Raw genomic sequence first — 13,062 nt, 5'->3', positions numbered from 1 at the left:
CTTTGGGAAAGTCTAGACGTCCTCAAGTCGCTTCACCATATCTGGAACCTTCTCGAGGGAGAACTCCAGGGAATAGATTCTGCGCGCCGACCCAACGCAAACGCGCTCCGATCTCAGGCTAGACGAATCGAGCTGAGTTATTTCCATGAAGCTGGTTACGAAGTGCATATGCCTGAAGCATATGAATACGTTCCCGTTTTCCAGGACTTCCTGGCGGGTAGTGCCAATACCTACCTTCTCCCAGATCAACGTGATGAGTTTCGCAATTCGCTCATCCACCGTAGTCCCACCTTCGGGGTGAGAAATATCAACCATCGCCATATAATGTTGCTCCTTGCCTGTCTAGGGCATTCGTAAAGGTACAAAAGTGTTCTGTATGTATGCACTATTTAGTCTGATTTGTCAATCCTGTAGCCTACTTCAACGCCTTACTCATGAAATGCACAATGGCTGGGTCCACAATGATATCGCGCTGATAAATTGCCCGCTTCAAGTACAGTCCCTCAAGTGAACGGCAGCGGCTGAGGGCAACATAGCTTTGACCATGGCTGAATGCGCCAGAGCCTAAATCTATCACCACCGAGTCGTATGTCTGACCCTGGGATTTATGGATGGTGATGGCCCAGGCCAGTCGGAGAGGAAACTGGGTGAACGAGCTGACGGTCTCAGAATCTACGGTTTCCGTCTCGTTGTTATAGAGGTACCGTATCTTGCTCCATGTTTCACGTGCCACAGCATGGGTCTTGCCGTCTACTTTAACCTTAACCTCATCCTTATCCATTTCCTCCACTATCCCTACACTGCCGTTTACCCAGCGGCGGTTAGGGTCGTTTTTCAGGAACATCACCTGGGCGCCGTTCTTAAGCTTTAAGAACTTGTCGGTGGGGAAGCTGCTTTCTTCCAGGTTGCCTACAATCACTGCAGTGTACGTCCGCTCGTCTTCCTTCAGGCCAAGAAGATGGCGGGTGTTAATGCTGGCAACGGTATTGTTTGTAGTAGCCAAGGTCACCACTCCTCTTTCCGGCAGTTCACGGACTGTTCGCTCGTTGAGTTCTTTGAGGATAGAAGGGGAGACATCCCCAACGCGAATCGCGTTAAGCATTTGTATGAAATCCTCATCAGACTGACGGAAGATCTTTTTCAGCTCCCGTATTTGCAAATCAGCACCTTGCCAAGCGTGGGCATTGAAAAAGTAAAACCCCTCGTTGTTCTCTTGGAAATAGCGGTGCAGCTCCGGGTCTTGGACCACTGGGGGGAGCTGGTACAGGTCGCCAAACATGACCATTTGGACACCGCCAAAAGGCAGGAAGCTGCCACGTGCCTGACGTAAAAGCGAGTCGATAGCATCCATGAGGTCACAACGCACCATGGAGATCTCATCAATAATGACCATTTCAATCTTCTTGAGGAGGGGTGCCGTTTTGGCATCCACCTTAAGGCTTCCTTGTTGGATAAAAGACGGTGGAATTTTGAATAAGGAGTGAATAGTCTGGCCACCCACATTCAGTGCGGACACGCCGGTGGGCGCCACCACGACAAATTGCTTCTTGCTCATCAGCTTGAGATGCTGCAGCAGGACCGACTTCCCAGTACCAGCTTTTCCCGTAACAAAAAAATGAGCATTGGTTTCCTCAATTTCGGTCGCCAAGGCCTGTTGCTCCTCACTTAAGGTAATGGAGGAGATATCAATTTGGCGGTCTGCGGGTTTTTGCGGGGCTGATGTGCTCAACGGGTGTGCTTATGGAAGTGCTGCTCAATCTTACCAGGTAATCGGCGTAGGTATAATAAAAACCCCCGCACAGGTGGCGAGGGTTAACGATTAGTGGCCTACCAGGCCATAGTCCATTGTGGCGCGGCAGAGGCCGCGGATGTCCCGATATGCCACGAATGTTTCCTGGGCATACTCGGCGTCTTCATGAGGCGAAGTAACAGTGAGCCCGTGCTCATCGTGCCCGCTCAGTTTGCCTTTTAGTTCTGGGGCATTAGCCCGCGTTACAACTACGTCCTCGCCCTCCCACTCTTCAGCTTTTGCTGCGTAAGGATCCATGTTTCCAACCTTCCTTGCCGGCCCTCCGGCGTTTTTGGATTAGTGGCACTTAACCTGGAAAAGTGAGGTTTGTCAATCCACTGCGTCGCATGTACTAAAAAACCTACCCCGTTTGGGGTAGGTAGGTTGACTGTAAAGAGCTTGGCCTAGGCCTTGCTCATGTCGCCAGGATTGCTCCAGTCCTCTGGCGTAACATACGCGGCGAAGACGGGAAGCGTGACACCGGGCTGGGTGCACCAGTAGAGGAAGCTTCGGTTCACCACATAGGGTTCGTCCATGCTGATCCCTCTGGAAACGCCCAATGCTACCGCCGCCTGCATGCGTGCGCCGTTCTCGTTCATGCGCAGCTTGGTTTGCATGAGGGCTTGGGAAATGATGGCCGGCATGTCACCTTCGATATCCGTGAAGAGGCCCTTCATCCAAGAGATGTCGTTCTCCTGGTTGAGGTTAACCATCGGGATGATCGCGCCTTTGTAATACTCATATGAGCTTTGGATATCTGCCATGCCAGCGTTGAGCCTGATGGCCGCATCAAAGACGGCGAGGCCTGCGTCAGGCGGTGCGTCCAAGACGGTAATGAACACGCTATGCCCAGATTCCGTGGCAATCTGCACGATGGGGTGTGAGTAGTGACGGTATGTGCGCACCTCCACGCCGTTTTTCAGGTGGAAGGCGGGGTACGAGGTGTTGTCCTCCGTATGAACCGTCGTCACCTTGCCGGGATTTCTCCAATTGACCAGCTGGTCATACACGGAAGCGGTGGCAAATGGGTTACCGGGCCCCATGGCTGGGTCCAGCTGAATGGTGAACCCTTTGTCGCGGATCCACGCATTCACTTTGTCGAAGTCGAAATCGGCGATGGCATCCAGGCCGGTCACATTGTTGAGTTCGTCCCGATGCTTGCTGAAGAAGCGAAGGAAAATCTCCTGCATGGGGTTTGCCGCTTTCCAGTCCAGCGTTTTGCCGGGAAAGAGGTCTGAGGCAACATCCAGTGCCCGCATGATGGGGTAAAGGGTGAATGCCTGGCTGTTGGCCGCGGGTTCTGTCTGTTTTTCAAGGGTATCCATTGGTTCTCCGTCGCATTCGCAAGGGTGCGATTTGCTTGCAGATGATAGCTAAAAAGACCTGGCCTGTCAATCAGGAAGAAGCGGGTAACTAGCTACAGGAGCCTGTGGATATACAGCATACCTATAAGTTGGTACCCTCAGGTAAGTTTGACTCAGGAGGAGCCAATGCCGTTTGAAAAAGTTGTCATGGCGGAAGTCCCGCCTTTCCTCGATACCTGTGGAGAAGTGCGTCCCGTGTGGCGCAATAATGCTGCCAGTTACGCGCGCCTCACCATGCCGGTAGGAGCCCGTACTACTCCCCACAAACACCTCGTAACCCATGAGGTGTACATTATGGAGAAAGGTATCGGCCTCCTTATTCTGGATGGGGAAGAAATGGAGGTGCGCGCGGGCGACCTCATCGAGATCCCGCTTGGCGTCGTCCACCAGCTCATCAATATCGGCGATGAAGAGATTGAGTTGGGCGTCTTATGCGAGCCTCCTTTCAGCCTGCAAGATGTCATTACGGAATAGCCAGCGCTTCTGTCACGCTGCCCGGTACTACTGGGCAGCTTTTTTAATAGAAAAATCCCACACCGTGTGGTGTGGGATTAGCAGAACCTTTATGCCGGGTTAGCGGGCGGCGGGCTCATCTTCGGAAGAAGCTTGGGGTGATGGGACACGATGTCATGTATGAAACCGTGCTGTAGGGCTTGGTCAGAAAAGATGGTGAGCTGTTCGTCGCCATAGCGACAGAGGGACTCAAGCGTCTCAACTGTTTGGCCGCAGCGTGCGGATTCCATGAGCATCATGCGTTTCTGGCTCTGGATAACATCGTCGATGTGCCTTTTCAGGCGCTCGTGGTAGCTGTCCAGGTTGCGCTCTATTTCGCCGACGACAAACCCGGGGAGGCTGTCGAGACAGACGGAGTGGTAGAGGAATTGGGAATTAGGGAAGGCTGTCCGGTGGTCGCAGGCCAAGAGCACGGTGAGTGCCATCGACATGCATTCGTCCAAAACATGTCCTTCAACCTTGGTTCCCCCTTCTTGGACCTGGCGCAAAGCGTCAAAGAGTGCGAGGCCGGGCGATACCGACCCGCCATTTGAGCTAATGAACAGGGTGATAGGCTCGGTGGATTCAAGGCTGGCAAGTTGGTAGAGGTTGTCTATCAGCTTGGCCACGCCTTTTTCAGTGAGGGTACCTTCCAGGAGAAGTGTACGACGATCGAGAAGGGTATTTTTCCAGTAAGGTTCACTCATATTTGTTTCGCGCTTTGTACCACGAAACGAACATCAAGTCAATGAGTATTGGCTCTTAGAGCCTGATTAGGAATGGTCATACTCTGCGCGTAGTTTGTTCGATTGTTCTAAGGGGGCCGTCTGCGTAGTAATAAGGTATGGAAACGAAACCCAAACCTACGCTTGAGGAGCGGATTGATGACCGGTTTGCATTTGTCATTGCACAGATTGAACAAACGCGGGAAGAGCTTAGGGGAGATGTTGCTGGTTTGAAGCTGGATGTTTCAAAGGTAAAGGCGGACGTCCTTCACCTCACACATAGGGTGGAGCAGAACCATGTTTCCTATACGCAAGTAAGAACTGCACTCCATAGAAGTGCGGAGCATATGGCCGCCCTGTAAAAGAAAAAAGCCCTCACACAGGTGAGGGCTTTGATGGATTTATGCGCGTGCTTTATTCCCAATCGTTTCGCTGAGGGCGTGCAACGCTTTAAGTTGCCAGTCAACAAGATCTCCTTGGAGAAGCTCCTGAATGTCACGGACGGGCACCCCTCTCGCCAAAAGGGAGTCAATGAGGTCGCCGGCCTCAAAGTATTTGGCTGCCTTCTCTGCACCGAACTGGGCAATCATGTCCCTTCGGTAGTGGGGGTCTTCCATCATCCCGACCTTTATTTCACCTTGTGGGGCGAGAAGGGTACGTGGTTCCTGGTTTGCCATGGCAATTGCCGCGTCCACTGTTTCCTCCAGGGTGGAGTAAATAGGGAAGTCATACCCCAGGTCCTCATAGAGGTTGCAGGTAAGAACGCTTAAGCCGGGGAAGTCCGGTTCCGCGCCGACGACTACCTTGAGGGAGGGGTTGTGCAGGAGCTTAATGCGCCAGGCACTCAATTCTCCCGTAGTATCCCTTCCGTAGGGTTGGCCGTCTTGCCGGGGCTCCGATTTGGACTCATTAAGGAGCCAAAAGAGGACGCAGCCCCAGTCCGCGGCACGGTCCAGGTAGTGCCGCTCCCAGAGAGTCTGGCGGGTAAACGCCTCCTCTTGCCCGGGAGCTCTATGTGTATGCATTGGGTGTTCTGCGGTCCAACGCCGAGGGGCGGCAATGGCTACCGGGTCCATCTTACTAGCGATGAGGTCACAGGCAGTCTGTTGCCAGTTGCCACCACCTTTAATGGGGCCGGCGAGAAAGAAGAGGGGGCGAAGGATTTCGCCGTCGGGGACAAGGGTCTTGGGTAGGATAAGTTGCAAAGGTCCTCCTGGCGGATATCCGCTTCTGAAGTTCGATACTAGCAGGTAAAAACCGCTCAGGCACGTGGCCATGAGCGGTTGGGGGACGTGGGGCTATTCTTCCATCCAGGCGACAACCCAGTACCTCTCAATGAGGCTGCCGGTGTTGGTGCGCCAGGCTTTGCCTTCCACGGTGTACTGTTGGTCCAAGTCGACGGTGGCACCATGGTGCCTCGTGCCGTCGCAGTGGATAACCGTGTAGGTTTTATCCACAGGGTACTGCGGGAAGCCTTCGCGGTAGGGATGATCTGCCCTGGAGAAAGAGTTTTTCCCCTGGCGTTCGTCCCAGTGCGGGCTCTTTTCTTTGCCTTTCCTCATTTAAGCAGCCACCGTTTCTACACCGGTCTGCAGCCTAAATTTCCGAACGACATACGGCAGCTTGCTTGCTGTGCCCGGCTTCTGGATATCGCGCTCGAGGAGCGCGGCATGAAGCCGGTGGCACCGAAGCCTAATCCAGCGCTGTTCCAGGATTGGACACAGGTCAAAGATTACGGCCAAGGGGAATAGGATCGCCGCAATGAAGCTGAGGTGAGCCAAGATGCACACGAGAGAGAATATGATTGCGACTGCAAGTGAGCGCAAGTGGGTTCCCTCGACGTATTCTGTGGTCGAGATGAGACCGTACGGGTCGCGCAGGCGAAGCATGGCAACCGCACAGCCAAACCGTTTGAACTCCGCGAGGGTAGTTCTCCTCCCGCCGTTAATGCCGTATCTCCAGTAGGTGCGGACACCTAGTTTTTCGTACAATGCCTCGTTTTCAAAGGGGTGAGAACGGAAGTACCACTCAACAACCTTTTTCTTCCAGTTTTCCATGTCGGGACTATAGCATGAACAAAGCGTGAATAATAGGCTCTAGGAGGTATATTGGTAACTTTTATGATTTGTACTAATGACAATTCTTTCTAATAGAAAATCCCCTCACTGGTGGGTGAGGGGATTGGGGTCCGGCTAATCGTTGAAGCCGGCTTCTTCGCGCATCTTCTGTATCAAGATTGGTTTTAGCTTCTGCGCTTCCCATGGGCTCGTAGTGTTTTTCTCCAGAACCTCAAAGCCAACATCGATGAAGGCAAAGTTAAGGTAGTGGGCCAGGTCTAGGAGGGTCGCCGTATCTGGTAGATGGAATGCCCGTCTTGCGGCCGCTTGGTCAAAGGTAGACAGGGCGTACGCTAGGCTAGGAAACAGGGCGTCGAAAGACTCCTCCTGGTTCTTTGCGAGTTGCATGCGCTGCCTCGTATTGGCCAAAACGAGCAACATCAGTTGCTGGCGGAATGGCTCGTAGTCTGGCGCGTAGAGGGCGCGGAACATGCGAACTTGGGGCGTGAAGGCATTGACCTCTTCTATCATGGTCTCTTTTAGGGAGAGTCCGCGGTCAAGGTACTTTGTCCTCCAGTTGTAGGCATGCACGGTCTCATGGTATCCGACTGTCCCTTGGATGGGACGCGGGACTGAATCCGCTTTCTTCACTACAACGGCTGAGATGCCGTCTTTGTAGACTGCAAAGACATTCGGGCCATCCCCAATGGCGTTTTCCCATTCGCTACAGGTTGCTGGGTTGCCGTTGATGACCACAATGTGGAACCTTTTGCCGGTAAGGCGTTCCGGTTCCTTCTTGCTGGAGTCAACAAGTTTGCCGTTGGTCTCTAGGAAGGCCAGGATCTTCCGGCTGTCAGGTTGGTTGTCCGCTTTGACCGCAGTGCGGATATCGGCAAGCCGCTCCTTCCAGACATCTTGCTGTTCCTGCCAGCTCAGGGTTGAGAAGGCGGGCGTGGGGCTGGAGGTGGAAAGTGGCTGCACTGCGGGGGCTGGGGTCGCGGTCACAATGTTGGGTGGCTTTGCTTCCACCTTTGCCTGTGGCTCGGAAAGGTCAATGTGGCATCCTCCTAGAAGAAGGCCAAAAAGGATCAGGGCGATTGTTTTAAAGTTCTTCATGAGAAGTTACCGACGCGAACCTTACCATATGGGCCGCAAGGAGTCAATGAGTATTGGGCAAAAGAAAATAGGCCGGAATGGCCTATTGGGAATTCCCTCGCGTGGTGCGGTATCCCTTTATGGAAGGGAAAGGGGAATGTGGGTTTGGTCTGGTGCCTTAAGCTCTAGCTTGAGCACCTCTTCCTTCATGCGGTCGCCGTATCGTTCTTGCAAGTGCTGATGGGCGGCAGTAGTTGCTGCCTCCGGAGTAGCAGCGTTGAGGCTTACCGAGTGGGGCCTTTCGACACCCTGTTGCGTCCAAGTCAATACGTACATACTGGTTCTTACTCTCCCTGGAGTCTTGGTTTGGTTATACAAGGAAAGGTAGGGCTTGGAAAGAGATGGTGGAATGCCTCTACATATAAAAACCACCCGATCAAAACTTGATCGGGTGGGGTAGTCAGCTCTCGCTATGCGAGTGCTTAAGAATCTCTGTCATCGGCGCCCTTGCCTAGGATGAACGGCTGGGGTGGGCCGTAGTCCTTGGTGGGCTTGAAGGCTCCGCACCGGACGTCTTCGTAGAGCGCCTTCACTGTGGCGAAAGAGGGTCCCTGCACGAACGCCTTTTGCACTGAGTAGGAGCTTTCTCCGTATCCCTGAGTGTCACCAGAAATGGTGAGGACGGTGCGGCCTCTTTGATAGACGCCTTCGTTCCGGAAGGTTCCCTGGTCAGTGATGTCATGCAAGTACGTGACGTACGCGACCAGCTTGTGAGGGATGCGCTTCACGGCCGGCTCGACAATGCCCAGCGATCCGTTGCCGTACTGTATGAGTTGAATGTAGTCCAGGCCGGCTTTCTGATCTGTCTTGATCTCAAAGGTGCCAGTTTTTCCTTCCTCAGCCAGCTTGGCCAGGGTTTCTTTTGCGCCGCCTCTGAGGTAAATGCGTAGTGCGATGTTGGACATGTTTTAAGGTGCTCCTAACGCTCAGGGATCATGCCGGAATTTTCTCCAGTCAGTCCCGTAATGCGATTGCGGGGGAATCATACACTATTTTCGCTGAATTGTCAAGGTGCTAAATAAGCAAAAACCGCTGGGCGTACCATGCGGTTTTCTTGATTCCCTATTGTTTGGCATATTCGATCACCTTGACGATGATCCCGATCACCAGCAAGACGCTGGATACCGAGCCGACGAGCCAGGCGATGACTAGGGTGGACATGCCTGCGAAGAAAGACTTTGCCGGGTCTGTGTTGCCCTTCACTGTCATGCCCTTCATGCGCCCGAGTTGGTTCGTGAACATGATGGCACCTGCGAGCAGGGTGATGACAAGCCAGAGCGGCCAAAAGTTTGCGATAGTCTGCAATGTTCCTCCGTGCACCTGTTGTGCGTTGGGCATTTATACCACAATAAACCTTATAAGTCAACCTATAAGAGGTATGGTTTACAAAAAAGCACAGGAAAAATAAAAACGTCCCCGGGTAGGGGACGTAGGTGTCACGCGGTGGCGTAACCTTTTGCCTGCAGGTACTTGGCAAGGAGCTTCGCCTTGCCTGAAAGAGTGTTCTTGTCGGAACAGTCTTTGAGGATGTTCAGCGCAGCTAAGGCGGCAGAAGGTTCGGTGGGGGTCAGGACGATGGACTCCACTGCATTCGCGAGGCTTTCGTGATGCTGTGAGTTGAGGGCAACTGTGCAGATGAGCGACGGGGTGTCCCGTTCATGCCGGTTTGGTGTTGCAGCGACTATCTCGTCAACGTCAAACCGGTCACCCACCTGCTCCCTAAGTTCCGGCTCGCTGAAGTTGATGAACCTGTAGTAGTCGCCTACGAGGCTTTCCACATCTTCAAGGTCGGCCGCCCCTTTTTGCGTGAGCATGACGAGGGCAAGAAAGCTTGCAGCCACACCCATTTGCGAAGGTACGAGAAGAGTCGATCGGAGCAGAGCTTTTGTCATCTCGTAGTGCTTATATGCTTTTTATTGGAACCTGTCAATCAGGGTAATAAAAAACCGAGACATCAATAGGGTGATGTCTCGGCTGAGGAGGGGCGGGGAGCTTATTCGCCGTGCTTGACGACGTACATCTCCACACGGTGTCCGTGCCGCAGGGTGCTGAGGAGGTAGCTGAACGGTTCAATGAGAACGCCAGTCCAGTCCATCCCCCAATTCTCTGCCCATTTGACCGTGGTGTACCAGCCTTGCGGCCACAGTGCAGCCACCTTAAGGTTATCCACATGCCGCTTGCCTGCGTGCTTAAGATGACCCTTAAAGGAACTCATCCCTATGCAGCAGTGCCTGAAGGTGAAGACCGTCATGACGACGAATGTCACCAAGGCTAGACAGGGGTAGGCGCAGAGGAGCCAGAAAAGGACATTGCCCCAGAGAGGCGTTGTGGCCCCTGCCACCGCGGCGACGCCGAGGACGGCGGTCACGGTTAGGTAGACGTAACCAATCCACTTGGGAAAGGTCAGAAGGGCAAGTGCGAGGATGAGGACGGGAAACAGTAGAATCTTTTTCATGTAACTCCTGAGCGCGGCTCGCTGTGAAAGTGCAGTGGCTACTTTTACCATAAAATGGCCATTTTGTCAATGAGATAGATCTAGTAGACGGATATAAAAAGAGAGGCCGATCACTTGGATCGGCCCCTTGTTACGTTTCATCTTGGCGCGCCAAGATGCCATCCGCAAACTTCCGTTGAAAGGAATTGGCCTGGTCATAGGCACATCCCTTTTCATACCGCTTCCCGTCAGGAGTTAAGCGCAAGAAGCATTTTTCAGCTTCTCCGTGCTTTATCCTGCCGTCGCGGAGACCTGCAACATAGTCGCAGGTGGTGGAGTTGGTAGATCCTCCACAGTTCGCACATTTGAAAACGGGCATGGGTCAACTTATACCCTAAATAAGGGAAAAAGTCAATGAGGGGAGAGACATAAAAACCTCGCCGGCGGGGTGCCTGGCGAGGAAGATTTATTGTGTTGGCTGGTCACCATTGCCCTTTGAAGGGGTGGGGAGGTGCCGAGGATTGGGGATGAGGTTCACGTGCCACTGTGAGGACTTACGGCTGTCTCTCAGTAACTGTCGTGTTCTGCGAACCTCCGTGGCACTTGGTACTGGAAGGAGGCGCTTTTTCATAGATGCCATTTGGTGGATCTTGGCAGAAAAGTGCCAAAAAGTCAATGAGCTTCCGTAGGATGCAAGAGGTTATGCTCTAAGGAAAGGGGTGAGATATGCTACGCTAAATCCAGCAATTAGTAGTCATCATCAATATGAATCCCACCCTGCCAAAGGGCAAAATTATTTTCTTCGTAAGTTTAGCGGTCATTTTCTTATGGCTCCTCACTTCACTGGTAGCAATCGATGTTGGTAAGGTGGGTGTCGTCACGCAGTTTGGAAGAATTACCGGACGGGAGATTGACCCTGGCCTTAGCGTAAAGGCGCCCTGGCCTTTTCAATCGGTAACCCTGTTTGATGCACGGGTACAAAAGGAGCAGTCCAATGTGGCGGCGGCAAGTTCTGACTTGCAGGAGATCCGTTCCACTATCGCGCTTAACTACCACTTGGACCGGGGAAGGATCTCTGAGATCTACCAGACTATTGGTATCGACTTTAGTGACAAGGTGATTGCTCCTGCAATCCAAGAGGCGTTCAAGGCAACAACTGCCAGCTACACCGCTTCAGACCTGTTGACCAAGCGGACCGAGGTAAAGGAAGCATCTAAGAAGATACTCGAAGAGCGCTTAGGCAAGCGTGGGATTGTGGTGGATGACATGTCTATCGTAAACTTTGATTTCTCCGCAGAGTTTAACAAAGCAATCGAGGCCAAACAGGTTGCACAGCAAGAAGCCGAACGGGCTTTCTACAAATTGGAACAAGCTAAAAAAGAAGCCGAAGCCCAAGCTGTGCAGAAGGAAAGTTTGACTGCTGAAATCCTGCAGAAACAAGCCATTGAGAAGTGGGATGGCCACATGCCGCAGTATGTGGGAGGTGGGGCTGTGTTTAACATTCCGTTGGCACAGTAGCTGAGGAATTAAAAATGCCCTCGGTTGGTGGTCGAGGGCTTGGAGGGAAGTGGCTTCATGGGATGAACTATGAGGCCATTTCGCGAATTTGTTCTCTGAGAAAGTGCATGAGGGCATCTTCCCAGATGATCAGTCCTGCGTAGAACGTGATGTGATTGGCGCGCAGGTCGGCAATGAGTCCCGGCTGGTCGGCGTCCTTGTAAGCTTCCCAGAGCCTTTTCAGGCCGGGCCGCTTTGGTAATCCGGACAAGTCCATTTTTTCGAGGACTTCCTTCAGGGATGCTGAACCTGGTCGGAGATTGGCGATATTGGCATCGTACATCACCTTGACGTCTGCCCAGTTGACGGAGATAGCAAGGTATCCCGTCGTCAGTTCAATGCCTTGGAAGCTGACGCCAACCTGTCGGTGGTGGGCCGTAAGGTAGTAGCGTTCTTCCTCGCGGTCGAAGGGTGATTTAACCGCTACTATGCGGTTAAGCTCATGGGTTACTTGCGGCAAAACCGGTATTTGTTCTAGAATCTTAGCTCTCATTTGTTTGCCGGATAGTAGCACAAATATGCTTAAATGTCAATGTGCTAAACCTGGGAATAATAAAAAACCTCGCCTGTGCGTGTGCACGATGGCGAGGATGGGGAATGGTTAGTACCGGCTAGGGGAAATAGGTTGGCATAGCTCGAGTACCTTAGCTTTGAGTAGTGCCGGAAGTTCTGAGTGCGGAGTGGCCGTGTTGATCTCCCAGTCGAATTCGTCGAGATTGTCCTTGGACTCAAAGCCAAACACCTTCACCTCATAATCCGGAGGTAGGTCATGGGTTTCTGTGAGTTCAACATCTACAAGTAGCCTTGTTGATGTGTCGGCGGTGACGTACCCGGAAAGTTCCGGGTCCGAACTCACCAGCATGTGAGCGGCGATGAGGGCGGTGCAAAATGGCTCCATTTTCCGCCAGCCTTCCTTGAGGATACTGCACATTTCGACGACGACCTCGAGAGGAGCGGCATACTCCGCGTTAGAAGATGGATCCTCCTTATCAAGACTCGCTTGGAGTATTCCGACAGATCCGTCTTCATTGGGCGCTACGTTCAGGGCGAGCAGGAGCTGGTCGTTTCCTGGTACGACATACGGAATACCGGGTAGTCGTGTAACTACTTCAGAGTCATCGAGTGGGCCGTACGCCCAGAGCCAGAGAAAGGGCTTGCTCGGAATGAACTTTTTTATTTGAGATTCTATTGTTTGGTCTTTCAATGTTCCTGCCTCCTGGGGCACTTGATAGGCGGGACAGTACCATTTTTATCTGCCTGTGTCAATCAGGTAATAATAAAAAATAGGCCTTTAGAGCCTTTTATTGCTATCGCGAAGAGTGGCTAATAATTTGCCACCCTTCCTTTCGGTTGGGTGGCAGAAGTAGTGCTGGCTTAGGCGGCTTCATATACGACTGTGATGGTGTACGTGAAGTGGCGGATTCCTGCCCGGCCGTAGTTGTGGGTGCTGGTAGCTATATGGGCAATCTTAGCGTCTTTTCCTTCGGTT

20 protein-coding genes are annotated in these 13,062 nt (G+C 52.7%); 3 read left to right on the top strand and 17 right to left on the bottom strand.

Going from position 1 to position 13,062, the window contains the following annotated elements; genetic code table 11:
• Positions 1 to 12: 12 nt before the first annotated feature.
• The 4 genes from VLA04_00775 to VLA04_00760 all read right to left on the bottom strand — a co-directional run bounded on the left by VLA04_00775 (position 13) and on the right by VLA04_00760 (position 3,114).
• Positions 13 to 321: a hypothetical protein gene (locus tag VLA04_00775; GenBank protein HSI20232.1), complete on the bottom strand. Its 309-nt coding sequence runs from the start codon at positions 319 to 321 to the stop codon at positions 13 to 15.
• Positions 322 to 415: 94 nt separating this feature from the next.
• Positions 416 to 1,729: a DEAD/DEAH box helicase gene (locus VLA04_00770; protein HSI20231.1), complete on the bottom strand. Its 1,314-nt coding sequence runs from the start codon at positions 1,727 to 1,729 to the stop codon at positions 416 to 418.
• A 90-nt stretch (positions 1,730 to 1,819) separates the two neighbouring features.
• On the bottom strand, positions 1,820 to 2,047 hold the full coding sequence (locus tag VLA04_00765) for a hypothetical protein (GenBank protein HSI20230.1): 228 nt from the start codon (positions 2,045 to 2,047) through the stop codon (positions 1,820 to 1,822).
• A gap of 146 nt (positions 2,048 to 2,193) precedes the next feature.
• A complete protein-coding gene (locus tag VLA04_00760) occupies positions 2,194 to 3,114 on the bottom strand; it encodes a hypothetical protein (protein ID HSI20229.1) in 921 nt (306 codons plus the stop codon).
• 165 nt (positions 3,115 to 3,279) lie between these two features.
• Here VLA04_00760 and VLA04_00755 point away from each other — a divergent pair, with 165 nt between their 5' ends.
• Entirely contained in the window at positions 3,280 to 3,627 is a 348-nt protein-coding gene (locus VLA04_00755; GenBank protein HSI20228.1) for a cupin domain-containing protein, read from the top strand.
• Between the two features lie 89 nt (positions 3,628 to 3,716).
• On the opposite strand, the gene VLA04_00750 is transcribed toward VLA04_00755, so the two are convergent.
• Positions 3,717 to 4,352: an ATP-dependent Clp protease proteolytic subunit gene (locus tag VLA04_00750; protein ID HSI20227.1), complete on the bottom strand. Its 636-nt coding sequence runs from the start codon at positions 4,350 to 4,352 to the stop codon at positions 3,717 to 3,719.
• Between the two features lie 137 nt (positions 4,353 to 4,489).
• Here VLA04_00750 and VLA04_00745 point away from each other — a divergent pair, with 137 nt between their 5' ends.
• Complete coding sequence (locus tag VLA04_00745) at positions 4,490 to 4,732, top strand: hypothetical protein (GenBank protein ID HSI20226.1); 243 nt, start codon at positions 4,490 to 4,492, stop codon at positions 4,730 to 4,732.
• A 39-nt stretch (positions 4,733 to 4,771) separates the two neighbouring features.
• Here the strand turns inward: VLA04_00745 and VLA04_00740 are convergent, their stop codons facing one another.
• From VLA04_00740 to VLA04_00695, 10 genes are all read right to left on the bottom strand, one after another.
• Positions 4,772 to 5,575, bottom strand: coding sequence for a hypothetical protein (locus VLA04_00740; protein HSI20225.1), 804 nt, complete (start codon positions 5,573 to 5,575; stop codon positions 4,772 to 4,774).
• A gap of 93 nt (positions 5,576 to 5,668) precedes the next feature.
• Positions 5,669 to 5,932 carry a hypothetical protein gene (locus VLA04_00735; GenBank protein HSI20224.1) on the bottom strand — a complete coding sequence of 88 codons (264 nt, stop codon included), beginning with the start codon at positions 5,930 to 5,932 and terminating at the stop codon, positions 5,669 to 5,671.
• The gene (locus VLA04_00730) at positions 5,933 to 6,427 is read right to left on the bottom strand and encodes a hypothetical protein (protein HSI20223.1); all 495 of its coding nucleotides are present in this window, start codon (positions 6,425 to 6,427) and stop codon (positions 5,933 to 5,935) included. It lies immediately after the preceding gene.
• 135 nt (positions 6,428 to 6,562) lie between these two features.
• A complete protein-coding gene (locus tag VLA04_00725; protein ID HSI20222.1) occupies positions 6,563 to 7,543 on the bottom strand; it encodes a hypothetical protein in 981 nt (326 codons plus the stop codon).
• A gap of 117 nt (positions 7,544 to 7,660) precedes the next feature.
• Positions 7,661 to 7,858 (bottom strand): hypothetical protein, encoded by a 198-nt coding sequence (locus VLA04_00720; protein HSI20221.1) that lies wholly within the window; start codon positions 7,856 to 7,858, stop codon positions 7,661 to 7,663.
• Between the two features lie 146 nt (positions 7,859 to 8,004).
• The gene (locus VLA04_00715) at positions 8,005 to 8,487 is read right to left on the bottom strand and encodes a hypothetical protein (protein HSI20220.1); all 483 of its coding nucleotides are present in this window, start codon (positions 8,485 to 8,487) and stop codon (positions 8,005 to 8,007) included.
• Positions 8,488 to 8,644: 157 nt separating this feature from the next.
• On the bottom strand, positions 8,645 to 8,887 hold the full coding sequence (locus VLA04_00710) for a hypothetical protein (GenBank protein HSI20219.1): 243 nt from the start codon (positions 8,885 to 8,887) through the stop codon (positions 8,645 to 8,647).
• A 131-nt stretch (positions 8,888 to 9,018) separates the two neighbouring features.
• Positions 9,019 to 9,423, bottom strand: a complete 405-nt coding sequence (locus VLA04_00705; GenBank protein ID HSI20218.1) for a hypothetical protein — start codon at positions 9,421 to 9,423, stop codon at positions 9,019 to 9,021.
• Between the two features lie 152 nt (positions 9,424 to 9,575).
• Positions 9,576 to 10,037 (bottom strand): hypothetical protein, encoded by a 462-nt coding sequence (locus tag VLA04_00700; GenBank protein ID HSI20217.1) that lies wholly within the window; start codon positions 10,035 to 10,037, stop codon positions 9,576 to 9,578.
• Between the two features lie 130 nt (positions 10,038 to 10,167).
• Entirely contained in the window at positions 10,168 to 10,395 is a 228-nt protein-coding gene (locus VLA04_00695; GenBank protein ID HSI20216.1) for a hypothetical protein, read from the bottom strand.
• Positions 10,396 to 10,781: 386 nt separating this feature from the next.
• On the opposite strand from VLA04_00695, the gene VLA04_00690 reads away from it, so the two are divergent.
• Complete coding sequence (locus VLA04_00690; protein ID HSI20215.1) at positions 10,782 to 11,534, top strand: prohibitin family protein; 753 nt, start codon at positions 10,782 to 10,784, stop codon at positions 11,532 to 11,534.
• A gap of 67 nt (positions 11,535 to 11,601) precedes the next feature.
• On the opposite strand, the gene VLA04_00685 is transcribed toward VLA04_00690, so the two are convergent.
• Both VLA04_00685 and VLA04_00680 read right to left on the bottom strand, forming a co-directional pair.
• Positions 11,602 to 12,066: a hypothetical protein gene (locus VLA04_00685; GenBank protein HSI20214.1), complete on the bottom strand. Its 465-nt coding sequence runs from the start codon at positions 12,064 to 12,066 to the stop codon at positions 11,602 to 11,604.
• A gap of 108 nt (positions 12,067 to 12,174) precedes the next feature.
• Positions 12,175 to 12,777: a hypothetical protein gene (locus tag VLA04_00680; GenBank protein HSI20213.1), complete on the bottom strand. Its 603-nt coding sequence runs from the start codon at positions 12,775 to 12,777 to the stop codon at positions 12,175 to 12,177.
• Positions 12,778 to 13,062 lie beyond the last annotated feature (285 nt).

It is taken from the genome of Verrucomicrobiia bacterium (assembly GCA_035460805.1).
In the GTDB taxonomy this organism is placed as follows: Bacteria; Patescibacteriota; UBA1384; order CAILIB01; family CAILIB01; genus DATHWI01.
The sequence above is the reverse complement of the archived record's forward strand: the minus strand, read 5'-3'. Positions and strand labels throughout refer to the sequence as shown.